Origin of the sequence: Parolsenella catena, from assembly GCF_003966955.1 — a bacterium.
Classification (GTDB): Bacteria; Actinomycetota; Coriobacteriia; order Coriobacteriales; family Atopobiaceae; genus Parolsenella; species Parolsenella catena.
In genome coordinates this window covers 1,474,424-1,500,180 of the sequence record NZ_AP019367.1, presented here as the reverse complement: position 1 = coordinate 1,500,180, position 25,757 = coordinate 1,474,424, and the positions used below count along the sequence as shown (strand labels likewise).

At 66.8% G+C, this 25,757-nt stretch carries 22 protein-coding genes and 1 riboswitch; of the genes, 10 read left to right on the top strand and 12 right to left on the bottom strand.

The features are described 5' to 3' along the window. Positions 1-62: 62 nt before the first annotated feature. From tatA to Pcatena_RS06720, 5 genes are all read left to right on the top strand, one after another. On the top strand, positions 63-401 hold the full coding sequence (gene tatA, locus Pcatena_RS06740; RefSeq protein ID WP_126422808.1) for a twin-arginine translocase TatA/TatE family subunit: 339 nt from the start codon (positions 63-65) through the stop codon (positions 399-401). Between the two features lie 67 nt (positions 402-468). After that, positions 469-945: a transcription elongation factor GreA gene (gene greA, locus Pcatena_RS06735; protein WP_126422807.1), complete on the top strand. Its 477-nt coding sequence runs from the start codon at positions 469-471 to the stop codon at positions 943-945. A 141-nt stretch (positions 946-1,086) separates the two neighbouring features. Beyond that, the gene (lysS, locus tag Pcatena_RS06730) at positions 1,087-3,051 is read left to right on the top strand and encodes a lysine--tRNA ligase (RefSeq protein WP_126422805.1); all 1,965 of its coding nucleotides are present in this window, start codon (positions 1,087-1,089) and stop codon (positions 3,049-3,051) included. Positions 3,052-3,223: 172 nt separating this feature from the next. Next, entirely contained in the window at positions 3,224-4,831 is a 1,608-nt protein-coding gene (locus Pcatena_RS06725) for a threonine/serine exporter family protein (RefSeq protein ID WP_126422803.1), read from the top strand. A gap of 126 nt (positions 4,832-4,957) precedes the next feature. After that, positions 4,958-7,573 carry an ATP-dependent Clp protease ATP-binding subunit gene (locus Pcatena_RS06720; RefSeq protein WP_126422801.1) on the top strand — a complete coding sequence of 872 codons (2,616 nt, stop codon included), beginning with the start codon at positions 4,958-4,960 and terminating at the stop codon, positions 7,571-7,573. 161 nt (positions 7,574-7,734) lie between these two features. Here Pcatena_RS06720 and Pcatena_RS06715 read toward each other — a convergent pair whose 3' ends face one another. The 8 genes from Pcatena_RS06715 to Pcatena_RS06680 all read right to left on the bottom strand — a co-directional run bounded on the left by Pcatena_RS06715 (position 7,735) and on the right by Pcatena_RS06680 (position 16,016). Further along, positions 7,735-8,643: a peptidoglycan-binding domain-containing protein gene (locus Pcatena_RS06715; RefSeq protein ID WP_126422799.1), complete on the bottom strand. Its 909-nt coding sequence runs from the start codon at positions 8,641-8,643 to the stop codon at positions 7,735-7,737. 72 nt (positions 8,644-8,715) lie between these two features. Further along, entirely contained in the window at positions 8,716-9,765 is a 1,050-nt protein-coding gene (locus Pcatena_RS06710) for a polyprenyl synthetase family protein (RefSeq protein ID WP_126422797.1), read from the bottom strand. A gap of 3 nt (positions 9,766-9,768) precedes the next feature. Continuing rightward, positions 9,769-10,824 carry a UDP-glucose 4-epimerase GalE gene (gene galE, locus Pcatena_RS06705; protein ID WP_126422795.1) on the bottom strand — a complete coding sequence of 352 codons (1,056 nt, stop codon included), beginning with the start codon at positions 10,822-10,824 and terminating at the stop codon, positions 9,769-9,771. Between the two features lie 179 nt (positions 10,825-11,003). Continuing rightward, a complete protein-coding gene (locus Pcatena_RS06700; RefSeq protein ID WP_232619844.1) occupies positions 11,004-12,200 on the bottom strand; it encodes a coiled-coil domain-containing protein in 1,197 nt (398 codons plus the stop codon). A gap of 203 nt (positions 12,201-12,403) precedes the next feature. Then, positions 12,404-12,826, bottom strand: coding sequence for a pyridoxamine 5'-phosphate oxidase family protein (locus tag Pcatena_RS06695; RefSeq protein ID WP_232619843.1), 423 nt, complete (start codon positions 12,824-12,826; stop codon positions 12,404-12,406). 42 nt (positions 12,827-12,868) lie between these two features. Next, on the bottom strand, positions 12,869-13,669 hold the full coding sequence (locus Pcatena_RS06690; protein WP_126422793.1) for an energy-coupling factor transporter transmembrane component T family protein: 801 nt from the start codon (positions 13,667-13,669) through the stop codon (positions 12,869-12,871). Beyond that, complete coding sequence (locus tag Pcatena_RS06685) at positions 13,666-15,411, bottom strand: energy-coupling factor transporter ATPase (RefSeq protein ID WP_126422791.1); 1,746 nt, start codon at positions 15,409-15,411, stop codon at positions 13,666-13,668. Before Pcatena_RS06685 ends, Pcatena_RS06690 begins: the two co-directional genes overlap by 4 nt. Further along, on the bottom strand, positions 15,408-16,016 hold the full coding sequence (locus tag Pcatena_RS06680) for an ECF transporter S component (RefSeq protein WP_126422789.1): 609 nt from the start codon (positions 16,014-16,016) through the stop codon (positions 15,408-15,410). Before Pcatena_RS06680 ends, Pcatena_RS06685 begins: the two co-directional genes overlap by 4 nt. Positions 16,017-16,023: 7 nt before the next feature. Beyond that, a riboswitch (FMN riboswitch) is annotated at positions 16,024-16,167 on the bottom strand. Positions 16,168-16,250: 83 nt separating this feature from the next. On the opposite strand from Pcatena_RS06680, the gene murB reads away from it, so the two are divergent. Further along, the gene (murB, locus tag Pcatena_RS06675) at positions 16,251-17,195 is read left to right on the top strand and encodes a UDP-N-acetylmuramate dehydrogenase (RefSeq protein ID WP_126422787.1); all 945 of its coding nucleotides are present in this window, start codon (positions 16,251-16,253) and stop codon (positions 17,193-17,195) included. A gap of 28 nt (positions 17,196-17,223) precedes the next feature. Here murB and Pcatena_RS06670 read toward each other — a convergent pair whose 3' ends face one another. The 3 genes from Pcatena_RS06670 to Pcatena_RS06660 form a co-directional block, all read right to left on the bottom strand. Then, positions 17,224-18,219 (bottom strand): serine hydrolase, encoded by a 996-nt coding sequence (locus Pcatena_RS06670; RefSeq protein ID WP_126422785.1) that lies wholly within the window; start codon positions 18,217-18,219, stop codon positions 17,224-17,226. Between the two features lie 24 nt (positions 18,220-18,243). Then, positions 18,244-19,608 carry a PFL family protein gene (locus tag Pcatena_RS06665; RefSeq protein ID WP_126422783.1) on the bottom strand — a complete coding sequence of 455 codons (1,365 nt, stop codon included), beginning with the start codon at positions 19,606-19,608 and terminating at the stop codon, positions 18,244-18,246. 109 nt (positions 19,609-19,717) lie between these two features. After that, a complete protein-coding gene (locus Pcatena_RS06660; protein ID WP_126422781.1) occupies positions 19,718-20,578 on the bottom strand; it encodes a DegV family protein in 861 nt (286 codons plus the stop codon). A gap of 160 nt (positions 20,579-20,738) precedes the next feature. On the opposite strand from Pcatena_RS06660, the gene Pcatena_RS06655 reads away from it, so the two are divergent. From Pcatena_RS06655 to nhaA, 3 genes are all read left to right on the top strand, one after another. Then, positions 20,739-21,278, top strand: coding sequence for a DUF1836 domain-containing protein (locus Pcatena_RS06655; RefSeq protein WP_172596404.1), 540 nt, complete (start codon positions 20,739-20,741; stop codon positions 21,276-21,278). A gap of 150 nt (positions 21,279-21,428) precedes the next feature. Next, on the top strand, positions 21,429-22,355 hold the full coding sequence (locus Pcatena_RS06650; RefSeq protein ID WP_126422776.1) for a manganese-dependent inorganic pyrophosphatase: 927 nt from the start codon (positions 21,429-21,431) through the stop codon (positions 22,353-22,355). A gap of 189 nt (positions 22,356-22,544) precedes the next feature. Next, a complete protein-coding gene (gene nhaA / locus Pcatena_RS06645) occupies positions 22,545-23,939 on the top strand; it encodes a Na+/H+ antiporter NhaA (protein WP_126422774.1) in 1,395 nt (464 codons plus the stop codon). A gap of 66 nt (positions 23,940-24,005) precedes the next feature. Here the strand turns inward: nhaA and Pcatena_RS06640 are convergent, their stop codons facing one another. Beyond that, a complete protein-coding gene (locus Pcatena_RS06640) occupies positions 24,006-24,266 on the bottom strand; it encodes a hypothetical protein (protein WP_126422772.1) in 261 nt (86 codons plus the stop codon). A gap of 74 nt (positions 24,267-24,340) precedes the next feature. Here Pcatena_RS06640 and Pcatena_RS06635 point away from each other — a divergent pair, with 74 nt between their 5' ends. Continuing rightward, positions 24,341-25,636 (top strand): aminotransferase class I/II-fold pyridoxal phosphate-dependent enzyme, encoded by a 1,296-nt coding sequence (locus tag Pcatena_RS06635; RefSeq protein ID WP_126422770.1) that lies wholly within the window; start codon positions 24,341-24,343, stop codon positions 25,634-25,636. Positions 25,637-25,757 lie beyond the last annotated feature (121 nt).

The window sequence follows — 25,757 nt, the reverse complement described above, 5'->3', positions numbered from 1 at the left end:
CCGCGTGGCGGGCGCCCGCAGCTCGCAAACACGACCGAGTGTCTGTCCGGAGAGGAATTCACATGTTTCTTGGATTGGGTGCCCCTGAGCTCATCATCATCCTGATCGTCGTTCTCGTGATCTTTGGTCCGAAGAACCTCCCGAAGCTCGGCAAGTCCTTCGGCAAGACGGTCAAGGGCATCCGCGAGGGCATAGAGGGCGACGACAAGCCCGCCAAGGCCGAGGCCACGACCGAGACCAAGCCGGCCGAGGACGTCGTTGACGTTCCCCACGTCGACGCCGATGACGAGGACGCCCCCGCCGAGGCTGCCGAGGACGGCAAGAAGTTCTGCGGCCACTGCGGTGCCGAGAACCCCGCCGACAACAAGTTCTGCAAGTCCTGCGGCGCCAAGCTGGACTAGCACCAACGGCACACCCGCGTGGTGTGCCATCGCATGTACGTACCGCCCTTAAGCAAGAAAGCGAACCATGGCTGACAACGAGATCATCCTTACTCCCGAAGGTCGTCAGAAGCTCGTCGAGGAGCTTGCCTGGCGTGAGGGAGAGCACGACGCCGAGATCATCGAGCGCATCAAGGTCGCCCGCGACTTCGGTGACCTGTCCGAGAACTCCGAGTACGACGACGCCAAGGAGGAGCAGTCCAAGAACGCCTCCCGCGTCGCCGAGATCCGCAAGATCCTCTCGACCGCCAAGGTGTCCGCCGGCGCCGGCCACGTCATGGCCGTCTCCATCGGCTGCACGGTCGAGATCCAGGAGCAGGGCAAGGACAAGACGTGTGCCTTCACCATCGTCGGCACCACGGAGACCAACTCCCTCGAGCACAAGATCTCCAACGAGAGCCCGGTTGGCTCTGCGCTCATGGGCCACGCCAAGGGCGATGTGATCGAGGTCACGAGCCCGTCCGGCGCCACGCGCCACTACACGATCGTCAAAATCTCGCGCTAGGGCGAGATTGGTTCGCTCGCAGGCCGCAACCTGCGAATAGGTCCTTATCGCGCCCCTTCCGTGCCCGTCGCGGGAGGGGCGCTTTCACGTAGAGAGCCAGGCGGGCGCGCCGAGCGCCTGCCCGTGCAGAAGGAGCCATGCATGTCTGAGGAGACCACCAACGAGGCCACGCTCAACGACGAGCGCGCCACGCGTCTCGCCCGCCGACAGGCCATCATCGACGCCGGCGGCAATCCCTATCCCGAGCACTGCGACGTGACCGACCACGTGGCAGACCTCGCCGCGCGCTACGCCGAGCTTGGCGAGGACGATGCGGACGAGCAGGCCCACACGGTCGCCGGCCGCATTCGCGCCAAGCGCGGCCAGGGCAAGGTGGCGTTCGTCGTGCTCCAGGACGCCACTGACAAGATGCAGCTGTTCTGCCGCATCGACAACCTGGGCCAGGAGGGCATGGCCGCCCTGCGCAAGATGGACCTGGGAGATGTCATCGAGGCCACCGGCTCCATGATGCGCACCAAGCGCGGCGAGCTGTCCCTGGCCCCGACCTCGGTGCGCCTGCTCTCCAAGTCCGTGCGCCCGCTGCCCGAGAAGTTCCACGGCCTCTCCGACAAGGAGACCCGCTATCGCCAGCGCTACGTTGACCTCATCGTCAACGACGACGTCCGCGAGACGTTCCGCAAGCGTTCCGCCATCGTCTCCGCCTTCCGCCGTTACATGGAGGAGGACGCCTACATGGAGGTCGAGACTCCGATTCTCCAGACCATCCAGGGCGGTGCCACGGCAAAGCCCTTCATCACGCACTTCAACGCCCTCAACCAGGAGTGCTTCCTGCGCATCGCCACCGAGCTGCCGCTGAAGCGCCTGCTTGTGGGCGGTTTCGAGCGCGTGTACGAGATCGGCCGCATCTTCCGCAACGAGGGCATGGACCAGACCCACAACCCCGAGTTCACCACGATGGAGGCCTACCGCGCCTACAGCGACCTCGAGGGTATGAAGGAGCTCGCTGAGGGCGTCATCAAGGCCGCGAACGCCGCAATCGGCAACCCTGAGCAGATCGAGTACCAGGGCCAGACGATCGACCTGTCCGGCACCTGGCCGTCCATCCCGATGACGAAGGTTGTCTCGAACTCCCTTGGCGTCGAGGTCGACCTCGACACGCCCGTCGAGCGCCTCGTGGAGCTGTGCCACGAGAACAAGATCGAGACGAAGTCCGAGTGGGGCGCCGGCAAGCTCATCGCCGAGCTCTACGACGAGATCGGCGAGCCCTCGCTCGTGAACCCGACGTTCGTCGTCGACTATCCCGTCGAGGTGAGCCCGCTCGCCAAGCGCTACGAGGACGAGCCGCGCCTGACGCACCGCTTTGAGCTCGTCATCGCCGGCCACGAGTATGCCAACGCGTTCTCCGAGCTCAACGACCCCGTTGACCAGGCCGAGCGCTTCCATGCAGAGATTGCCGAGCGCGACTCCGGCGACGACGAGGCCATGCAGTTCGACGCCGACTACGTGCGCGCGCTCGAGTACGGCATGCCTCCCGCGGGCGGTATCGGCATCGGCATCGACCGCGTGGTCATGCTGCTCACGAACCAACCCTCCATCCGCGACGTGCTTCTCTTCCCGCACATGAAGCCCGAGGCCGGCGCCAAGAACGGAGCCGCCGAGGCCAAGGCCGCCGAGGAGGCTGCCGCGGGTGCCAAGGGCAGCGCCTATGCCGCCAACAAGCAGCCCACGCTCGACCTCTCCAAGGTCGCCATCGAGCCGCTGTTCGAGGACTACGTGGACTTCGACACGTTCAGCAAGTCCGACTTCCGCGCCGTGAAGGTCAAGGCGTGCGAGGCCGTTAAGAAGTCTAAGAAGCTGCTTAACTTCACGCTCGATGACGGCACGGGCGCGGACCGTACGATCCTCTCGGGTATTCATGCGTTCTACGAGCCCGAGGACCTCGTGGGCAAGACGCTCGTGGCCATCACGAACCTGCCGCCGCGCGCCATGATGGGCATCGACTCCTGTGGCATGCTCCTCTCGGCCATCCACACCGAGGATGGCGAGGAGCGCCTGAACCTCCTGCAGCTCGATGACTCCATCCCGGCTGGTGCCAAGCTGTACTAGGGTCAGGCATTCCAGCTTTACAGATTGGGACTCCACGCCCGCCGAAGCCAGGATTTGGTCTCGGCGGGCTTTCTATATCGAGGTTTGCAACTTTACATAACGTAGCTCTAATATGGCCGCGGAATGTGACCGGTGCGGGGGGCAATCGAGCCACCCCAGACGGGAGGCATGGATGCAGGCTTTCGGTCAGCATGCTGCCGATGATGACAGCGAGCGCGAGGAGGTCCTGGAGGGCCTCAACTTCTTTGACGAGCAAGATGAGGATGACGTCGATGACGAGCCAGGTCATCGAGTGGTCGAGCCCATCGAGGACTTCGATCTTGTCGAGGACGAAGACGAGGACGAAGACGAGGACGGACGTCTTGGCACATCCAGGCCGGAGTCCGCTCTGGCTCCCGACGCCTTGAGTCACGCGTTGTTTCACCATCACGGCATGCGAGCAAACGCGCTGCACATGAAGACCGTCTGGCACGATGTCGTGACCGAGGGAGACTCTCCCGCCATCTCCGCCCCACTTGCTGACAAGTCCACGATCATTTGCCGCACTGGCATGCTCATGCTCGCGAGCGGAACGGGCGCCTGGCGCGTGCGCGACACGATGGATCGCGTGGCGAGTGTCCTTGGCGTCACCATTCACGTGGACCTGAGCCTGCTGTCGTTCGAATGCACGTGCATCGAGGGACATCATATTTTCAACGAGGTCGTGAGCCTGCCCACAACGGGAGTGAACACGCACCGCATCTGGATGATGGAGAACTTCCTGCGCGAGATTGAGACGTATGGCAGAAACTTCACGGTGCACGAGTACCACGAGATGCTTGCGACCGTTGAGGGGACGAGGCCAGACTATCGTCCCGTTCAGCAGGGGCTTGCTGCCGGCGCCGCATGTGGTGCCTTCGTATTTCTCCTTGGTGGCGGTCCGATCGAGATGCTCGGCGCGTTCGTAGGCGCCGGAATCGGCAACTTCGTGCGTTCCACGATGCTCTCGAGAAGGATCGGGCAGTTCAGTGCGCTTGCGATGGGCGTTGCCGTGGCGTGCGTCTGCTATCTGTTGGCGTTGCTCGGACTCTCGCGCTTTGATCCCATGGCTCTTTCGCACGAGGAGGGCTATATCGGCGCCATGCTGTTCGTGATTCCCGGATTTCCCCTCATCACGGCCGGGCTCGACATCTCAAAGCTCGACATGAGAAGCGGCATCGAACGGCTTACATATGCGGTGTCAATCGTGGTGGTGGCGACGCTCGTGGGATGGGTGGTCGCCGAGTGCGTGGGACTCTCTCCGGATGACTTTGCGCCTCAGGGACTCGGCGTGCTGCAGCTGACGGCGCTGCGCGCTTTCATGAGCTTCGTTGGCGTATTTGGCTTCTCGATCATGTTCAACAGTCCCGTGCAGATGGCTGCGGCGGCGGGTTGCATTGGCGCGGTCTCGAACACGCTGAGGCTCTCGCTCGTCGATCTCAACGCTCTGATTCCGGCGCTTGGGCTGGCTGGTGGCGTCCCTCCCGAGGCGGCTGCGCTCATCGGAGCGCTTGTCTCGGGGCTGCTCGCGAGCGTGGCCGAGCTCAAGCTCACGTATCCGAGGATTGCCCTAACGGTTCCGTCAATTGTCATCATGGTTCCGGGACTGTACCTCTATCGTGCCATGTACTACATGTGTGTCTTCGATACGGCCAACATGTTGAGCTGGTTCGTTCGCGCCGTGCTCATCGTTGCGTTTCTCCCGGTGGGCCTCGGTGCCGCTCGAACGCTCACGGACCCTCGCTGGAGGCATACGTCGTAAGCTGGTCCGAAAGCGACGAGGTATCACCTACCTCTCGCGAGGGTATAAGCTAACAGAGTGCCCGTGCCGCCAGGTGGTCGCACGGGCACCTTGGTTTTGATGGAACGACCGAGGGGGAACCTTCGCATGTTCGACAAGTTCACAGACAAGGCGCGCAAGGTCATGAGCCTCGCCCAGGACGAGGCGCGCACGCTCGGCCAGATGTACGTGGGCACCGAGCACCTGCTTCTCGCGCTTATCAAGGAGGGGGAGGGCATTGCCGCCCAGGCCCTCGCCAGCCTCGACATCACCTATGACGAGACGGTCGAGACGGTCCGCGAGGTCACGGAGCGCTCGAGCGAGCCCGTGCCCGGCGGTCACATCCCGTTCACCCCGCGCGCCAAGCGCGTGCTCGAGGGCGCCTATCGGGAGACGATGAGCCGCGGCGCCACCTACATCTCCACCGAGCACCTGCTGCTGGGCATCGCGCGCGAGGGCAACGGCGTGGCCATGGAGGCGCTCGCGCGCATGGGCGTCTCGGCGGATGCCGTCCGCAATGCCGTGGACGGGCTCATCGAGCAGAACTCCCCGGCAGACGCCGCGCCCCAGGTCCAGGAGGTGCGCATCGGCCCGGAGGGCGTGTCCGTGGGGCCAGCCCGCACCAGCTCCTCGTCCTCTGACGACGGCTCGATGCTCGAGCAGTATGGCCGCAACCTCACGGCCATCGCCGCCGAGGGCAAGCTCGACCCCGTCATTGGCCGCGACCGTGAGGTCGAGCGCGTCATGCAGGTGCTTGCGCGACGCCAGAAGAACAACCCGCTCATCTTGGGCGACCCGGGTGTGGGCAAGACGGCCATCGTCGAGGGCCTCGCCCAGCTCGTGGCTGCCGGCACGGTGCCCGACATGCTGCGTGGCAAGCAGATCTGGACGCTTGACGTCTCCGCGCTCGTCGCTGGCTCCAAGTACCGCGGCGAGTTCGAGGACCGCCTCAAGAAGGTCATCGCCGAGGTGGAGAAGGACGGCAACGTCATCCTGTTCATCGACGAGATGCACACGATCATCGGCGCGGGCTCAGCCGAGGGCTCCATCGACGCGGCGAGCATCCTGAAGCCGCCCCTCTCGCGCGGAGAGATCCAGGTCATCGGTGCCACGACGGCGGAGGAGTATCGCAAGCACATCGAGAAGGACTCCGCGCTCGAGCGACGCTTCCAGCCCGTGAACATCAACGAGCCGAGCGTTGCCGACACGCTCCAGATCATCCGTGGCCTTGAGCCGGCCTACGAGAAGCACCACCACGTGCGCTATACGCCCGAGGCCCTCGAGGCTGCCGTCACGCTGTCCGACCGCTACATCCAGGACCGATTCCTGCCCGACAAGGCCATCGACGTCATCGACGAGGCGGGCGCTCGCACGCGCGTGCACAACATGACGCTTCCGCCGGAGATATCTGCCGTTGACGAGGACCTCAAGCACGTCCGTGCCGAGAAGCGAGACATGGTGAGCGCCCAGGAGTTCGAGCAGGCGGCCCGCCTTCGCGACCGCGAGAAGGAGCTCATCGCCAAGCGGGGCGAGCTCGAGGACGCCTGGCACGAGCGCATGGAGGGCAAGGTCGTCACCGTCGATGAGAACGTCATCGCAGACGTCGTCTCCTCCATCACGGGCGTGCCGGTCTCGAACCTGTCCGAGGCCGAGGCATCCAAGCTCCTGCGCTGCGAGAGCGTGCTGCACGAGCGCGTCATCGGCCAGGACGAGGCCGTGAGCGCCGTTGCCCGCGCCATTCGGCGCAGCCGCTCGCCGCTCAAGGACCCGCGTCGCCCCGGCGGCTCGTTCGTGTTCCTCGGCCCGTCCGGCGTGGGCAAGACCGAGCTCGCAAAGTCCCTCGCGGAGTTCCTCTTTGGCTCGCAGGACGCTCTCATCACGTTTGACATGAGCGAGTTCATGGAGAAGTTCGCCGTGAGCAAGCTCGTTGGCGCGCCCCCGGGATACGTGGGCTACGACGAGGGCGGTGAGCTCACGAAGGCCGTGCGTCGCAGGCCCTACTCCGTTGTCCTGTTCGATGAGATCGAGAAGGCCCACCCGGACGTCTTCAACATCCTGCTGCAAATCCTTGACGAGGGCAGGCTCACGGACGGGCAGGGCCGCAAGGTGGACTTCTCGAACACCGTGATCATCATGACGAGCAACGTCGGCGCGCGCGAGATCGCAAAACCGGGTGCCATGGGATTTGGCGCGAGCGCCGGCCAGCTCTCTGACGCAGAGATCAAGAGCCGTGCGATGGGCGAGCTCAAGAAGCTCTTCCGCCCGGAGTTCCTCAACCGCGTGGACGAGATCGTCGTCTTCAAGTCCCTCACGAGCGCTCAGATTCGCGGCATCGTTGACCTCATGGTGGGCGAGCTGCGCAACCGTCTCATTGGCCAGGGCATGTCCATCGAGCTCACGGACGCGGCCAAGGACCTCCTCGCGAAGGAGGGTACCGACCCGGTCTATGGTGCGCGCCCGCTGCGTCGCGCCATCCAGACCCTCATCGAGGACCCGCTTGCCGAGCAGCTGCTCGAGAACGGCTGGGGTGCCGGCGACATCGTCCTTGTTGACGTTGGCGAGGACGGCAAGCTGGCGTTTGCCAAGGGGGTCGGGGCCATTCCCGAGCGCACCGAGCGCGAGCACATGGACCTTCCGGCTGCCACGGGCACCTGGTCTGCCCCCGCTGCCGGTGGCTCTTCTCACACCGAGGGCGACAGCGGCCTTGCCGCGGCAGGCAACTAGGACATACCCACAGCTGAAACTGAGAAGGCGGCTGCCACCCAATCGGATGGCAGCCGCCTTATTTGCGACGAGAGCTGATCGCGAGTGTGGCTATCCGGTCACTATGGGCCCCCAAGTTTGCCTCACAAGTGACCGATTGGCTACAGTCGCAAGCGCCGAGTCTATTGGGCCAGAGCCGTGCAGAGCGCGTCGATGAGGGAGACGGCGAGCATCTGCGAGTCGTTGACCGTAAACGAGCCGTCGTAGGAGCCGGCCGGCAGCTCCACGCGCACGACGGGAGGCTTTGCGCGCGAGCTCTCGAGCGCCGTGCGAAGGCGGAGCGCTAGATCGTCACCCTCTGTCATCGTGACGCTGGCAACGTTTGAGACGGCCGGCCGCGGCGTCGTGGCAAGCACGAGCACGGCGTCGTCCGCGCTCGTGGCGGCGTCGACGCTCTCGATGAGGCGTAGACCCGTGTGCTCGGACGTGGCGCTCGCGATGTTCCAGATGCGTCCGGCGACGTTTCTGGAGATGGGGTCCTCGGCCGTGAGCGCCAGGTGGGCGTCATCGAGCACGAGCGCCGCACGGGCGAATCCCATGCCGCTCTGCGGATGCGGCCCGTTGGCGGGCTTGCCGGCCCACACGTGGCGAAGTCGCTCGAGGGCATCGAACGTGTCGGAGAAGGCGATGCCGTCTGCGAGCATGCCGACGTTCTCCTGGAACATCTTGACGGCTCCCTCGGTGTGAGGGCCGTAGTAGCCATCGACCTCTCCACACGAGAAGCCCAGCACGTTGAGGGCGTTCTGGAGACAACGGACGTCGTTTCCATGGAAGTTGGGGAGTCGCAGGTAGAGGGTGCGGTCGCCCATCTGGTAGCACTCGTCCACGAGGGCAGACCAGCATGCGACGTCCACCTCGGGCGTCAGCGACAGGTTGTGCTCGAGGCGGAAGCGCGCCACGGCGTTTGCGGTCGACTGCCCAAAGGCGGCCTCACCGCGCTCCTCCATGGCAATCTCGTAGCCAAGCGAGGCCAGGCGCTCCTGAACGTCCTCGACGGCGGTTCCCGTCATGCCCTCACGTATCGGTTCCATCTGTGTCTCCTCGGTATCGTCGCGGGGCGAGTCCCGCGGCCTCGCGGGTGTGTGCCCGCGGATTGCAAAAGTCTAGCTTGCGCGCCTCACGAAGAACTGCGCCATCGCGCAGAGAAGCTCGGCGGCCTCATGTGTGACGAGTCCCCTGCTCGCAAGGTCATGGGCGCCCTGCTCGGCTCGTCTTGCCTCGCGCTCCGCAAGCTGGCTGCAGTGCGCGATGCCACCGCCCGCCTCGATGAGCTCGACGGCGCGGGCGAGCTCGTCGGCGTTGGTGGTGCCGTCCTCGAGAATGGCGACGAGCTCCTCTCGGTCCCGTGTGTCCAGGCTCGCGAGCGCGTAGACGACGGCGAGCGTGCGCTTGCCCTCGGTGATGTCGCTGCGGAAGTCCTTGCCCTGGGCCTCGGCGTCTCCGACGAGGTTGAGCAGGTCGTCCTGCAGCTGGAAGGCGATGCCTGCGCTTATGCCCACCTGGCGAAGCCCCTCGACGGCCTCGGGAGTGGCCCCAGCCGCCACGGCACCCACGGCAAGCGGTGAGGCGGCCGTGTAGTGGGCCGTCTTGCTTCTCACCATGTAGAGGTAGTCTGCCTCGGTGACGTCCCAGCGGCCGTCGCGCGCCCAACCGAGGTCGAGGGCCTGCCCCTCGAGCGTGTGGCGCTCCATGGAGACGAGCTCGCCGAGCACCTTGGCCTTGCGGTCTTGGGGCAGGGCGCCGTCTGCGAGAACGACCTCGATCACCTGCGTGAGCGCGAGATCGCCCATGTTCGTGGCAAGCCCCGTTCCCTCGGTGAGGTACAGGCAGGGCTTGCCGCGACGCAGCTCGCTCTCGTCGGCGATGTCGTCATGGATGAGCGCCGCGCTCTGGAACAGCTCGATGCCCATCGCGGGCGCCAGCGCGAGGTGCGGCTCACCGCCCACTGCCTCGGCGCCGAGCAGGCACAGGACGGGGCGCACGCGCTTGCCGCCACCCTCGGTGAACGCGGCGAGGGGAGCGTAGAGGTAGCGCTCCAGGTCTCTCGCGGGCTCGTTGGCGTGGGCGAGGGGCGCCGCCGCGGCGTTGCCGAGGGCGGACTCCACGAGCGGCAGGCGCCTCTTGAGGTAGGCGACGAAGGGGTTCTCGCTCACGAGCTACTCCTCGAAGCCGTTCGGGTTCTTGGACTGCCAGTTCCAGGAGTCGCGGCACATGTCGTCGATGTCGTACTTGGCCTCCCAGCCCATCTGCTCCTTGGCCTTGGAGCAGTCGGCGTAGTTCTCGGCCACGTCGCCGGGGCGGCGCGGGTCGATGACGTAGGGAACCTCATGGCCGCAGGCCTTCGAGAAGGCCTCGATGATCTGGAGCACGGAGGTGCCGCGGCCGGTGCCGAGGTTGAAGACCTCGACGCCCTCGCGGCCGTTCATCCACGCGAGCGCGGCGGCATGTCCGCTCGCGAGGTCGCAGACGTGGATGTAGTCGCGCACGCCGGTGCCGTCGGGCGTGGGATAGTCATTGCCAAAGACGTGGACCTCGCTGCGCTTGCCGATGGCCGTCTGGGCAACGTAGGGCAGCAGGTTGTTGGGGATACCCTTGGGGTCCTCGCCCATGAGTCCGCTGGGGTGGGCTCCGATGGGGTTGAAGTAGCGAAGCAGCACGACGTTCCACTCCGGGTCGGCCGTGTGCAGGTCGGTGAGGATCTGCTCGATCATCCACTTGGTCCAGCCATAGGGGTTCGTGGCGCTCTTCTTGGGGCTGGCCTCGGTGAGGGGCAGGGAGTCCGGGTCGCCGTAGACGGTGGCGGAGCTCGAGAAGATGATGGACTTGCAGCCGTGGTTGCGCATGACGTCCACGAGCGTGAGCGTGTTGCCCAGGTTGTTCGTGTAGTACTCGATGGGCTTGGAGACGGATTCGCCCACGGCCTTGAAGCCGGCGAAGTGAATCACGCGGTCGATGTCGTTCTCGTCAAAGATGCACTCGAGGGCCTCGCGGTCGTTGACGTCGGCACGGTAGAAGGAGAGGCGCTTGGCGGCCTCGTCGCCCACGATGGTGTCGATGCGGTCGAGGACCTTCTCGGATGCGTTGGAGAGGTCGTCCACGATGACGACCTGATAGCCGTCCTGAAGCAGCTCGACGCACGTGTGGCTGCCGATGAAGCCGGCGCCGCCGGTGACGAGCACGCAGGTGTCCTTGGGGTCCTTCTTTTCGCTCATGGCATTCCTTTCGCCGAGGCGTTCGCAGACATGGGGCTAGCCCCGTCCATACCAGCCTTCCATTATAGAGTGGCGCGGCTGGTTGGGGTGGCGATGGGGCGACTGTTGCGTCTGTGATGCGCCGCATGAGAAGGGCCGCCCCGAGCGAATCGCGAGCGGCCCTTGGTGTTCGATGGGTGCTAGGCGGCCCAGCCCCAGCGCGGGGTGACCGTGGTGCCGTAGGTGTGGATCCAGGTGTCGAGCCCCATGGTCTGGATGGAGCCGACGTTGTGCATGACCATGCCGCCGCCGATGTAGATGCCCACGTGCCCGTAGACGCGGCCTGCGGAGGTCCCCGTCCACGTGGACACGGCCACGATCATGCCGGGCTGCAGGTCTCCCTTGTTGGAGCTCGTGCAGAAGTTCCAGTACATGTTGTTGGCGTTGCCGCCGGGGTAGCCGTAGCCTGCGGCGCTGTAGACCTGCGAGACCCACATGGCGCACAGGCCGGAGCCGGGCGACCCCACGCGATAGCAGGCGTTCACGATGGCCTGGCCCTTGGAACTGGCGTTGCCCGAGCTCACGGTTCCGCTGACGCCCGAGCTGCCGCGGTTGGAGGACGCGGCTGCGGCCGCCTTGCGCGCGGCCTCGGCGGCTGCTGCCTGGCGCTTCTCCTCCTCGGCCGCGGCGAGGATCTCCGCGTCGCGCTTCTCCATGAGGGCGCGGACGTCATCGGAGAGGTTCGCCACGATTGACGAGGCCTCGTCCTGCTTGGCCTGCACGGCGGCGAGCTCCTGGCTCTGCTGCTCCTTGAGCTGTTCGAGGTCCGACTTCTGGCTCTCGAGCTGGGCCTTCTGGGAGTCGAACTCGGCCTTTGCCCGCTTGACGTCGTTGATGAGCTGCTCGTCGCTCGCGTTGATCTTGCCCATGTAGTACAGGTTGTTCGTGAGCTCCTCGAAGTTGGAGGAGTTGAGCAGCACGGACAGGAAGTCCGTGCCTCCCGTCTTGTAGCTGCTCGAGATGCGGCCGGCGAGGACGTCTTGCTTGTCGGCGATCTCTGCCTGCTTGGCATCGATCTGTGACTGCGTGTCGTCGATGCTCGCCTGGACCTGCTCGATCTGGCTCACGGTGTCGTTGAGCTGCTCGTTCAAGGACACGTACTCGTCTGAGATGGCGTCGAGCTTCTTCTGGGCCTCGTCGAGCTGGGCCTGCGCCGAGTTGAGGGCGTTCGTGGTCTCGCGAGACGCCTCGGCGGCGATGGCGCGCAGGGGACTCGAGACGAGACCGGCCGTGACGGCCGTGATGCCGAGCATGGCCTTGAGCGCGGCGCGGCGCGTCATGAGGCCGCTGCGCTCTATGGACGCGCTCCCGGAGGGGCGCTGGGGGGTTCGTGACATGGTGGCTCCAATTGAGATGCGTTTATGCGTGCCACTTGCGTAGGGAAGAGCATAACCCAACGCGCCACAAAACAAGGGAACTTCACGGCGCGATGACGCGAGCGGTGACAGATGGGGATGGGCCAATCTGTCACCGAGACGGCCGCGGTGTCTGGGCCGATTGCTGCCACGACGGTGTCCGGGCTGACTGAGACCGCCGCAGGCTACAGCTCGACGGGCTGCCACTCGTCGTGGTTGCAGATCCATGCCTGGGGCTCCTCGACGCTGAAGAACGTGAGCGTGGGGTCATCCGGCCCGTCATAGCGCTCGCCCAGCCCCTCGAGGTGTCGCCAGCCCGCCTCGCGCATGGAGGGGTTGGCGCGGTCCTCGAGGCCGGCACGCCCGCGCAGGATGAGCCAGCCGTGCCCCGGCCACCAGGCCGTGGCCTCGAAGCGCTGGTTTCTCGTGAGCTCCTCCCAGACGTCCTTGGTGGTGGCGGTGCAGAACCACAGCCTGCCGTCCTGGATGGCGGCAAACGAGAAAGGCCTGACGTGCGGCTGGCCGTCCACGGAGGTTGCGAGATACCACGCCGGGACGGACGTGAGGTAGGTGAGGACCGTCTCGAGTCCGCTCTTGTCCATGCTCATGGGGTCTCCTTTCGGGGAGGGTGACAAGGGCTATCCCCTTTGTCAGCCAAGTGCGTTTATCGCGAGGGTCATGGCGAGAAGGACGACGTAGACAAGCACGGCCACGGCGTCTCGGGTGCCGAGTCTGAGCGGGCGCAGGGTCGTGCGCCCCTGTCGACCGTGGTAGCAGCGCGCGTCCATGGCCTCGCTCAGCGTCTCGGCGTGGCGGAAGACGCCCGCCATCAGGGGGATGGCCACGCTCGAGACCTGGCGGATGCCCCGAACGGGGCTGCCGGCGAGCCTGGCCCCCCGGCTTTGCTGGGCGAGGCGGATGTCGTGCATCTCGGCGACGAGCTGGGGAACAAAGCGCAGGGCGATGCCGGCAATCATGCCCAACTCGTGCGCGGGGACCCCAAAGCGTGCGAGTGGCGAGATCAGCGCCTCCAGGGCCTCCGTGAGGTCGAGCGTGGGCGTGACCATCGTGACGAGGGCCATCCCCAACATCATGAGCGTGATGCGCGCCGCCGTGAGCGCCGCCGCGTGCAGGCTCCCCGTGCTGACCTCGATGATGCCCCAGCTCACAAGCGTGGTGCCGCCCTGCTGCGTGAAGAGCCTGAGCAGGGAGACGAGCACGACGATGCCCAGCGTTGGCGCGAGGGCCCGCAGAGCCCTTGCCGGCGTGATGCGCGCGCATGCGTACAGGGAGACGATGGCGACAAGCGAGGGCAGAAGCCCCGTGAAGTCGCGCGCCTGCAGCACGAGCACGAGAAACGCGACGCCAAGCAGGAGCTTCGTGCGCGGGTCGAGGCGATGGAGCGCGGAGGTGCCGGCAACGTAGCTGCCAAACGTGAAGGTGCTGCTCATCGCTCGCCTCCGCTGACCTGGGCGGTGCCGGTACCTGCGGGGGCGCCAGCCCCCAGGCAGGTGGCGAGGTCCGACGCGAGTGCGTCGGGCGTGTAGAGCGCGTCTCGGCGCAGGGGCCAGCCAAGCTCGATGAGCCGCGATGCCATCTCCTGCGCGCCCGGAAGGCCAAGGCCCGCGCGCCGCAGCTCGTCTGCGTGCGAGAATACCTCGGCCGGCGTGCCCTCGAGGAGCCTCTCGCCATGGTCGAGCACGACCACGCGGTCGCACAGCTCGGCGGCGTCGTCCATGTTGTGGGAGGTCATGACGATGGTGCGGCCCTGCGCATGCAGCTTGCGCAGCAGCCGCAGGAACTCGCGGCGGCTGCGGGGGTCAAGGCCGGCCACGGGCTCGTCGAACACGAGGACGTCCGGCTCCATGGCGAGCACGCCGGCGAAGGCAATGCGCCGCTGCTGGCCGCCGGAGAGCGCAAAGGGGGAGACGTCACCCACGGCCTCGGGGTCGAGGCCGACGCCGCGTATGGCTTTGTCAACGCATGCGGCGAGCTCCGTGCCCGTGATGCCGAGGTTTCTCGGGCCAAAGGCCACGTCCTCGCGAACCGTGCGCGCGAACAGCTGGCGCTCGGGATATTGGAACACGACGCCCACGCGACTCGCGGCCTTGCACGCGACACGCCCGCGGGTTGGCTTCTCGAGCCCGGCCAGCAGCTGCACGAGCGTGGACTTGCCCGACCCCGTGTGGCCGAGAAGGCCGAGGACCTCGCCCTCGCGCACCTCGATCGAGATGTCCCGCAGCGCAGGGCAGGCCCCACGCTCGTAGGCAAACGACACGTCCTCGACCCTCAGCGCGCAGCTGCCCTCGGCGCCCGAGGCGTCCAAAGGCGTCTGCCCCCTTTGGGCCGTCGTGGTGCCCAAAGGCGCCTGACCCCTTTGGGCCGCCTGGGCCTGGAGCTCGCCGAGCATGGCGTCGACGGTCACGCGCGGGGTGAGGCCTGGGAGCTTCTCTCGCAGCTCGAGGCCAATGCGGTAGGGCATCGGGATGTCGAGGCCAAGGCTGGCCAGCGCGTCTGCCTGCGAGAACACCTCGTCAGGCGTGTCGTCGAGCGCCACGCGCCCGTGGCTGAGCACGACGACGCGCTCGGCCTCGGCGGCCTCCTCCATGAAGTGGGTGATCATGACGATCGACATGCCTTGGCTGTGGAGCCTGTGACACGCATGCATGAGCGCGGCGCGCCCGCGGGGGTCGAGCATGGAGCTTGCCTCGTCGAGCACGAGCGTCTGCGGACGCATGGCGAGCACGCCGGCAAGTGCCAGGCGCTGCTTCTGCCCGCCGGACAGGCTTGCCGTCTCGCGCCGCTCGAAGCCGGAGAGGCCGACCGCGGCGAGCGCCTCGGTGACGCGGGCGCGCAGCTCGCCGGTGGGCACGCCGAGGTTCTCGGGCCCAAACGCCACGTCGTCCTCTACGATTCCGGCGACGATCTGGTCGTCCGGGTTCTGGAACACGAGGCCCACGCGGCTGCGGATGTCATAGACGTTGCGGCGCGTCGCCGTGCCGAGGCCATCGACCGTCACGTGACCGGAGTCGGGGACGAGCAGGGCGTCGAGGTGGCGCGCCAGCGTGGACTTGCCCGAGCCGTTGCCCCCCAGGACGCTCACGAACTCGCCGTCCGCGATGGTGAGGCTCACGCCATCGAGCGCGTCATGCGTCCCGTCGTAGGAGTAGTGGAGGCCGGCGCACTCGATCATGCGCGCCCGTTGCCCTTCTCAGGCTTGATGAGGCTGGTGAGGGACCTGAACGCGACGAGCGTGAGCGCTGAGTTCAGGATGGTCTTCACCAGGTTGAACGGCAGCACCGCGGGGAGGATGAGCGGCATGATGGCGTCTGCGGAGCCGTACCAGAACGCAACGCCGATCGTGAGGTTGGCAACGATGGAGCCGGCCGTGGCGAGCACGACGCCCAGGGCCAGGCCACCGATGGCGCCCGCGTTGCTGCGGGCGCGCGCGTAGACGAGTGCGGCGGGCGCCACATAGCAGACGGTGGCGACCACGTTCATGAGCGAGCCCACCCACTCGCCGGTGACCAGGCCGTGGAGGCATGCGGTGAGGATGCCCACGACAAGTCCCGGGCCCGTGCCAAAGGCCAGGCCGCTCACCATGGCGGGCACGAGGGAGGGGTCATACGTGAGGAACGGCGCCGTCGGGATGAGCGGGATCTGCACGAACGAGAAGACCGTGCCCAGGGCGCACATGAGCGCCATCGTGACAAGTTGGCGCGTGGACCAGCGGTTCGTGTTCTCGAACTCGAGGTGTCCCTGAGCGTCTGCATTTGGCTGATGCGTGGATGTGGCCATGGGTGACCCTCCGTTTCTTCCATCCGGACTTTGACCGTTGGCCCCGGACTCGCACCGGGTCAGCCGCGTATTCGCGGGTCGCGGGCTTCTGGGGGCGTGCGCCCTCCCAGTTACCGCCAGTGGGGAATCTCACCCCGCCCTGAAACTGACAAGGCAAGCCTAGCACGCGGCCCCTCGCTGTCAATGGGTACGGTAGGATTGCTAGGAACAAGCCGACACACGCAAGGAGCCGATATGTCACAGGACCGAGAAAGACTGGATGCCCTCGCCCATGCCCTGGAGAGCGTCGTGGGTGCGGACGCCGTGCGCCGCGACGAGCCGATGAGCGCGCACACCACCTTCAAGGTCGGTGGCCCCGCGGACCTGTTCGTCTCGCCCGCGTCCGAGGACGAGCTCGTGCGCGTCGTGCGCGCCTGCCGAGACACGGGGGTGCCCCACTTCCTTCTCGGCCTGGGCTCTGACCTGCTCGTGGGCGACGGCGGCTATCGCGGCGTCATGGTCGACTGCGCGGGTGCCCTCGACGACATCCTCATGCTCGGCGACCCGCGCGAGCGCTGCCAGATCGTGTGCGAGGCGGGCGCCGCCATCGCCGACGCCTCGGCGCTTGCGGCCTCGCTTGGCCTTACGGGCCTCGAGTTTGCCTGCGGCATCCCGGGAAGCGTCGGCGGTGCCGTGTTCATGAACGCCGGCGCCTACGACGGGTGCTGCGCCGACGTCCTCGAGAGCGTGCGCTGCCTCATGCCGAGCGGGTTTGTCGAGGAGATCCCCGCGGGCGAGCTCGAGATGGGCTACCGCACGAGTCGCGTGCGCACGGAGGGGCTCGTCGTGCTCTCCGCCACGTTTGCGCTCGAGCCCGGTGACGCCGCGGCCATCGCCGCGCGCGTGGCGGAGCTCACGGAGGCCCGCGAGAGCAAGCAGCCCCTCGAGCTGCCCAGCGCCGGCTCCACGTTCAAGCGCCCGGAGGGCCACTTCGCCGGCAAGCTCATCACCGATGCGGGCCTCAAGGGCTACCAGGTTGGCGGTGCCGCCGTCTCCACGAAGCACGCGGGCTTCGTCGTGAACGTGGGTGGAGCCACCGCCGCAGACGTGCGCGCGGTCATCTCGCACGTCCAGGACGAGGTCAAGCGCCAGTTCGACGTCTCTCTCGAGCCCGAGGTCCGCTTCGTGGGCGAGTTCTAGGAGCTGGCGCGGAGGGGTCGTCCCTTTGTCAGCCGAGCTCGGCGTGGAGCTCGAGCAGGGGCAGGATGACGCCAGCCGTTGCCGGGAAGTCGACGGGCGACGTGGTCATGACGGCGATGACGACGTCGCCCGTCTCCGTGCGCACGACGCCCGCATCGACCGTGGTGGCAAATCCGGAGGCGTCGTCTGGGTACCAGCCCGCCTTGGCCCACGTCGTGCCCCATGCGCGTCCCACGTGCGAGAGCGACGAGATCTCCGGCGTCTGGAGCTCGTTGGCGAGCCATGCCGCGCCCGGCTCGCCAGACTCGAGGTATGCGCGGCACTGGTCCCACAGCGCAACCATCTGCTCCGGGGTGACGAACTCATAGAAGTTATCGGCGATGCTCTGCCCGCTCTGTGGCTCGGCGGCGGCCTCCACCTCGTCCGTGATTCCCGCATGGGGCAGTTGTTCGGCCCCCGATGCGTCGACGAGCGCCGCCATCGGGTCGTTGCCGTACTGGCTTCTGAGCGAGGCATAGGCGTCGTTGTCCGAGTAGCGCAGGATGGCATCGATGCGGGCATCTGCCTGGACGGTGTCTCCCAGCGCGGCCCTCACGACGCTCGTGACGTAGGGGCCCTTGATCGAGCTTGCCGAGTAGAACAAGCGGTCCGCGTGGTAGGACACGGTGGTGCCCGTCTGGGTGTCAAGCATGAGGAAGCCCACGTCGTGGCCGCCCGACTCGATGGCGCGGATGGCGGCGTTGAGGTCCGCGAGCTTGGCTGCGGGCACGGTGGCGCCCTGCACCTCGACGGGAGAGCCCTCCTCGGCCTGCGATGCCAGGGGATTGAGGAGCTCGTCTGAGAAGCAAACTGAGTCCCGGGCGCTTGCGATCAGCTCGATGCTGGTGCCTGCGCTCGCTCTCTGGCCGGCGTCCAGGCTCGTCACGGGTGCCACGAGCCTGGACGCGAGCAGCGCCAACGCGGCGATGGCGAGCGAGGCGGCTGCGACCACGCCGAAGTTCTCGACCCTCTCCTGCTTGCTCATGCGTTCCTTACCCCGCTCGCTGGGCTAGTTCTTGAGCGAGTTGAGCGGCGCCGGGAAGCGGCCGCCGCGATGCGCCAGGACGGTGCCCGCGTTGGGGTTCACGTGCATGACGGGGGCGCGGCCGAATAGGCCGCCGAACTCGACGGAGTCGCCCTCGGACTTGCCGATGGCGGGGATGAGGCGCACGGCCGTCGTCTTGTTGTTGATGACGCCGATGGCCATCTCGTCGGCGATGATGCCGGCGATGGCCTCCACGGGCGTGTCTCCGGGTACGGCGATCATGTCGAGGCCCACGGAGCACACGCAGGTCATGGCCTCGAGCTTCTCGAGCGACAGCGCGCCCGCCTCGGCGGCGTCGATCATACCGGCGTCCTCGGAGACGGGGATGAACGCGCCAGACAGGCCGCCCACGCTTGAGCTTGCCATGACGCCGCCCTTCTTGACGGCATCGTTGAGCATGGCCAGGGCGCACGTGGTGCCCGGGCCGCCGCACTGGCCAACGCCGATGATCTCCAGGATGCGGGCCACGGAGTCGCCGATGGCGGGCGTGGGGGCAAGCGACAGGTCCACGATGCCCTTCTCCTTGCCAAGGCGGCGGGCCGCCTCGCGACTCATGAGCTCGCCGGCTCGCGTGATCTTGAAGGCCGTCTGCTTGATGCGCTCGGCCACGTCCATCATGCTTGCCGTCTCGGGGAGCTCCTCGAGGGCGGCGGCCATGACGCCGGGACCCGAGACGCCAACGTTAATGACGGCGTCGGCCTCGCCCGAGCCGTGCGTGGCGCCGGCCATGAACGGGGAGTCCTCCACCATGTTTGAGAACACGACGAACTTGCTTGCGCCGATGGAGTCCTGGTCTGCCGTGAGGCGCGCGCAGTCGAGCACGGTCTGGGCAACCATGAGCACGGCGTCCATGTTGATGCCCGCGCGCAGGCTTGCGACGTTGACGCTCGAGCAGACGCGGCTCGTGTTGGCGAGCGCCTCGGGGATGCAGCTGATGAGGCGGCGGTCCGCGTCGCCGATGCCCTTGTGGACAAGGGCGGAGTAGCCGCCGAGGTAGTCGATGCCAAGCGTGGCGGCGGCGCGGTCAAGCGCGTGGGCGAGTGGGACGAGGTCCGCATCGGGACAGGCCGCGGCAATCTGCGCGATGGGCGTCACGGAGACGCGCTTGTTCACGATGGGGATGCCGTACTCGCGCTCGAGGCTCTCGGCCACGGGTACGAGGTTCTCGGCCGTCTTGGTGATGTGGTCGTAGACCTTGGTGCACATGCGGTCGAGGTTGGAGTCCGCGCAGCCCATGAGGTTGATGCCCATGGTGATCGTGCGGATGTCGAGGTGCTGCTCGGTGACCATGTTGAGGGTCTCGGCGACCTCTTCTGCGGTGATTGCCACTGTGTCCCCTTAGCTCTCGCTTTGTACGACGCGTCCATTATGCACGGACGGCCGGTCCGCATGCGCGCTTGTTGCGAGCTGTTTACGTGGAGCGTGGTGACAGATTGGCCTAGCGCCAGGTGGGCTGCACGGCCATGCCCACGAGGCTCGCGCCCGTGTGGACGATGAGGTCTGGCGAGATGCCGCTCTCCACGACGTCCACGACGTTGGGGATCGTCTCGCGGATGCGGGCGGAGAGCTCGCCCAGGCGGTCCTCGGCCTTGGTGCAGCACACGGCGCAGACGACCTTCTCGTAGCGCTTGGCCTGCTCCTGGATGAACGACAGCTCGGCGGCGAGCGCCTTCTCCCAACCGCGTGCCTTCTTGACCGTGGCGTACTTGCCCTGCTCGTCGCAGTAGAAGACGGGCTTGATGTTGAGGGCACTGCCCAGCCGGTACGTTGCCTCGTTGATGCGGCCGCCGTGGCGCAGGTACTTGAGCTCGCGCACCGTGAAGTAGACGCGCGTGTGCTCGGAGAGGTCGGCGAGCCTGGGGCCGAGCTCGCCATAGGGCACGCCGGCCTCGACCATCTCGGTGGCTGCCATGACCACAAGCCCCGCCGCCACGCCGATGCTCTTCGTGTCCACGACGGTGACGGGGAAGCCTTCCATCTGGCTCGCGACGAGCTCGACGGTCTGGTTCGTGGCCGACAGGCCCGAGCTGATCGTCACGAACACGGCGCGCTCGTAGCCGTCCGCGCGTGCGGCCTCGAGCGCGTCCTGGATGTCTTTGGGGGAGGGCAGGCTCGTCGTGGGGATCTCGGTGGCAAAGCGGTCTATGACCTCGTCGGTGGTGATGTCGACGCCGGAACGGAACGTGCCGTCGGAGTAGTTGACGAGAAGCGACACGTTGCGCACGTCATGGGCGGCGGCGAAGTCTGCGGGGACGTTCGTGCCCGTATCCGTGAGGATGGCGATGCGCTGCTCGTTCATGCGTGCTCCTTGCGTGGGATGGGCGGCGCCGCGTGGCGCGCCTCGTGATCGTGCTTGCTGTCGTCTATTCTATCTAGTATTCAAAACTAGATGAGCACATATCGATAATGTGCAAACTTGCCATGAGATGGCCGGCTCGGCCGGGGAGGGTGGCAGCAACATGACGCTTGACGAGGACGATGCGCGCGCCCTGGCGCGTCGCATGCGCGAGGCCCACATCATGCGCATCGACGAGATGCCGAGGATCGAGCTGTACCTCGACCAGGTGCTCGCGCTCGTCTCGCAGAGCCTGTCGTTCATGGCCTTGCCGGGCGAGGAGCTCATCACGGGCTCCATGGTGAACAACTATGTGAAGCAACGCGTCGTGCCCGCGCCGCGACGTCGCCGCTACACGCGCAGGCACGTGGCGACGCTCACGTTCGTCTGCGCGTTCAAGCGCGTGTTCTCCATCAACGAGATAAAGGCGCTGTACGAGGCGTGCATAGACGAGGGCGTGAACGTGGCGAGTGCCTACGACGAGCTTGCGGGCGCCCTCGAGCAGGCCGTTGCCCAGCGCTTCGAGGGCGAGGGGGCGCTTGCCACCCCGCGCGTGACCCTCGTGGGAGCCTCGGGCGCGGAGGTGGCGCCCGGCATCTCCCGCGTCATGGCTGCCGGCGTTGAGGCCGTGGCCGACAAGGTCTTCGTCGAACGGAGCTTGTAGCGGGACCAAAGGGGACGGGTTCATTTGGTCCCGGTGGCATCGGTGTCGGGGTCAACTGTCACCGCGCCGCGCCCATCGAGCTAGTACAATGAATCGTTAGCGTAAATGCGGCAGATGCCCCCGCGGGCGTCGCAGATAGAAGGAGTGTCAATGAGCACGGTCTACGTCTTTGGTCACAAGAACCCCGACAACGACGCCATCATGAGCGCCGTCGTCCTGTCCCAGCTGCTCAACCAGGTGAACTACGACGGCAACGAGTACAAGGCCTGCGCCCTGGGCGCCCTGCCCGCCGAGTCCGCCAAGCTCCTCGCCGAGGCCGGCGTCGCCGAGCCCGAGCAAATCGAGAGCGTCGAGGCGGGCCAGCTCGTCGTGCTGACCGACCACAACGAGTCCGCGCAGTCCGTCGAGGGCCTCAAGGGCGCCGTCGTGGCCGGCGTCGTTGACCACCACCGCATCGGTGACTTCGAGACGGCCGCCCCGCTGCACTACATCTGCCTGCCCTGGGGCTCCAGCTGCACCATCGTCGCCAAGCTGTTCGAGGTCCTCGGCCAGCAGCCTACCGACGTCCAGGCGAAGCTGCTGCTCTCTGCAATGATGACCGACACGCTCATGCTCAAGAGCCCCACGACCACCGACGTCGACCGTGCCATGGCCGCCAAGCTTGGCCAGCAGGTGGGCGTCGACCCCGTCAAGTTCGGCATGGAGGTCTTCCTCAGCCGCCCGTCCGGCTCCTTCACGGCCGCCGAGATGGTGGGCAACGACATCAAGATGTTCGAGCCCGCCGGCAACAAGCTGCTCATCGGCCAGTACGAGACGGTCGACAAGACCCGCGCCCTCGGCATGATCGACGAGATCCGCGAGGCCATGCGCGCCTACGCCGCCGACAAGGGCGCCGACGGCATCGTCCTGTGCGTCACCGACATCATGGAGGAGGGCTCCCAGGTCCTGTTCGAGGGCGACACCGAGCTTGCCCAGAAGGGCCTCGGCATCGCCGACGAGCACGACGGCGTGTGGATGCCCGGCGTCCTCTCCCGCAAGAAGCAGGTCGCCGCGCCGATCCTGGCCGCCGCGGAGTAGCGTCCGCCTCGCGAGTTACGGATGATTTGCGTATCCGCTGCGTAACACCTTCGCCCGGCAATCTCGCCAGGGTATACATTCTGTAGCAAGCAACGGGGCCGCCGGCGCGCACGAGCGCTGGCGGCCCTTCTGAGACGCGGGGCCAGGTTCCCCGCGCAAGGATGGGCGACAAGCCCAGAACGGAGCGACATGACCCAGACCCCTGAGTCCATCATCGACGAGGAGATCATCGGCATCGATGCGGTTGCGCGTCGCATCGAGAAGCGCGACTCGATCCATGAGATCACCTCGAACGGAACGATCGCGGCGGCCGTGATGGTGCTCGCGGCCATCCTCGCCGTCATCGTGGCCAACACGCCCGCCTACGAGGCGGTCCATCACTTCTTCGAGACCGGCGTGACGCTCGGCATCGGCTCGTGGTCTGCGACGCTCACGCTCGAGCAGTTCGTGAACGACTTCCTCATGGCCATCTTCTTTCTGCTCGTGGGCATCGAGCTCAAGTACGAGATGACGGTGGGCCAGCTGAGGCGCCCGCGCCAGGCCGCGCTGCCCATGCTCGCGGCCGTGGGCGGCGTCGCGGTCCCCTCCATCATCTACATGCTGCTGAATCTCGGTGCGAACGGCGCCCCGCACGGCTGGGCCGTTCCCATGGCAACCGACATCGCCTTCGCGCTCGGCATCATGTCGCTGCTCGGCGACCGCGTGGCGCCCGCCACGAAGGTGTTCTTCTCCACGCTGGCCATCGCCGACGACATCCTCGCCATCATCGTGATCGCGGTGTTCTACGGCCAGACGCCGTCCGTCCCGTGGCTCGCCGCCTCGCTGGGTTGCGTCGTGGTGCTCACGGCGCTGCACCGCTGCCACTGCTACTCATCGCGCTGGTACATCGCGGCGGGCCTCGTGCTGTGGGTGTGCATGTTCAACTCCGGCATCCACGCCACGCTCGCCGGCGTCATCCTTGCGCTGTTCCTGCCGGCCCGCTCCGACATCCAGCTTGACTCGCTGCGCGGATGGCTGGGCGACAAGGCCGTCGTGCTTGACGACGCCTATGACGAGGGGTCCCACGTGCTCGGCCAGCACGACTTCACGGTGGTGGCCGAGGGCGTCGAGCGCGTCATGCACCGCGTGACCCCGCCGCTGCAGCGCGTGGAGCATGCCATCTCGGTGCTCGTGAACTTCCTCATCCTGCCGCTGTTCGCCTTCGTGAACGCGCAGGTCTGCCTCGTGGGGGCCGACCCCGCGGCCATCGTCGCCGACCCGGTGACGCGCGGCGTGTTCTTGGGTGCGTTTCTCGGCAAGCCCATCGGCATCATCGGCGTGACGTTCGTGCTCGTGAAGATCGGCTTTGCCAAGCTGCCGCGCGGCGTTGACTGGAGGCAGATCATCGGCGTGGGCCTCATGGGCGGCCTGGGCTTCACGATGTCCATCCTCATCGCGGGCCTCGCGTTCAGCGTCGAGAGCGAGGTGCTGGCTGCCAAGTGCGCCATCCTCGCGTGCTCGGTGGCGAGTGCCATCGTGGGCAGCGTGTTCATCCTCGCGGCAACGCACGGGTCCAAGCACGTGGACGGAGCTTCGGAAGCATAAGGCCCTTGGTGGGCGCTCGTCTCTGCGGGCGCCCGCTTTTTTGTGGGCGATGGCGATGGGCGGGAGCTACTCGACCGTGCCGAAGCGCTGCGTCCAGCCGTGGGCGGCAAGCGCGGAGTTGAGCTGGTCCGCGATGCGGGCGCGCTCGTACAGGCCGCTCGGCAGCATGGAGACGATCTCGATGAGATCCTCGGGCAGGTCGAACGTCTGCGCCATGACCTGCACGTCAAGGTTGTCCACGAGCGTCTCGGAGGCATACAGCGCCTCTACGAAGCGCTGGAGCTCTCCGTACTCGTCTGAGTTGGGAATGTAGGGCGGCTTTTCCATGCGGCCAATGGTAACGCATATACTCATCTGAGACGGGCGCGCTCGCGCGTGAATCCAGGTGGATGGAGACGAACATGGCAAACGCCTACGAGAGCATGACCACCGAGGAGCTTGACGCTGCGATCGCGCAGCTCGAGGCCGATGTCGAGAGGCTCAGGGCCAAGGGCCTGTCGCTGGACATGGCGAGGGGCAAGCCCTCTCCCGAGCAGGTTGACCTCTCCCGCCCGATGCTCGACGCCCTCGCGTCGACCTCGGACCTCACGGACGGCGGTGTTGACGCGGCCAACTACGGCTGTCCCGACGGCCTGCCCTCGGCCCGCGCCCTCATGGCGGACATCCTTGACGTGGACGTCGCCAACGTGGTTCTCGGGGGATCGTCGAGCCTGAACATCATGAGCGACGTCGTGCTGCACGGCTGGGTCAAGGGCGTGCGCGGCTGTGAGCCCCAGGTGCTGCAGGCGCAGCGTGGCCCGCTCAAGTTCCTGTGCCCCAGCCCCGGCTATGACCGTCACTTTGCGGTCTCGGCCAACGCCGGCTTCGAGAACGTTCCCGTTGCCATGGGCCCGGACGGCCCCGACATGGACGAGGTCCGCCGCCTCGTCGAGGGCGACCCGGCCGTCAAGGGCATCTGGTGCGTGCCCAAGTACTCCAACCCCACGGGCATCACCTACTCTGACGAGACCGTGCGCCGCATGGCCGCGCTCAAGCCCGCGGCGCCCGACTTCCGCATCTTCTGGGACAACGCCTATGTCGTCCACGACCTCACCGACACGCCCGACGAGCTGCTGGAGGTCTTTGGCGCCGTGGCCGAGGCGGGCAACGACGACCTCGTCTACGAGTTCGCCTCCACGAGCAAGGTGACGTTCCCGGGCAGCGGCATCGCCGCCGTGGCCGCAAGCGCGGCAGACGCCGATGACCTGCGTGCCTGGTTTGGCATCGAGCGCGTCTGCTGCGACAAGATCACGCAGCTCGCCCATGCCCGCTGGCTGCCCAACGCCGCCGCGGTGCGCGCGCACATGGCCGAGCAGGCCCGCGTGCTGCGCCCGCGCTTCGAGCTCGTGGAGAGGAAGCTCACCGAGGGTCTCGGCGAGCTGGGATGTGCCACGTGGTCTCACCCCAAGGGTGGCTACTTTGTCTCGTTCGACGGGCCGGAGGGCTCGGCGAAGGCCATCGTGTCGCTTGCCGCCGAGCTTGGCGTCAAGATGACGGGCGCCGGCGCCACGTGGCCGTATGGCTGTGACCCGCGTGACACGAACATTCGCATCGCGCCGTCCTATCCCACGCTCGACGACCTCTCCGCCGCGCTCGACGTGTTCGTCGCCTGCGTGCGGCTCGTCTCGGCTCGTCTCGCCCGCGCGAAGAGGGCGTGACGAAGGCGACGTGTCCCTGCCACGCTGCCGGCAGGTGGGTCAAAGGCGCGACTGCATGGACGGGCCCTCTGGCGTCTGGCGAGCCGGAGGGCCCGTCCCTCCCTGTCCTGCGGATGGTTAT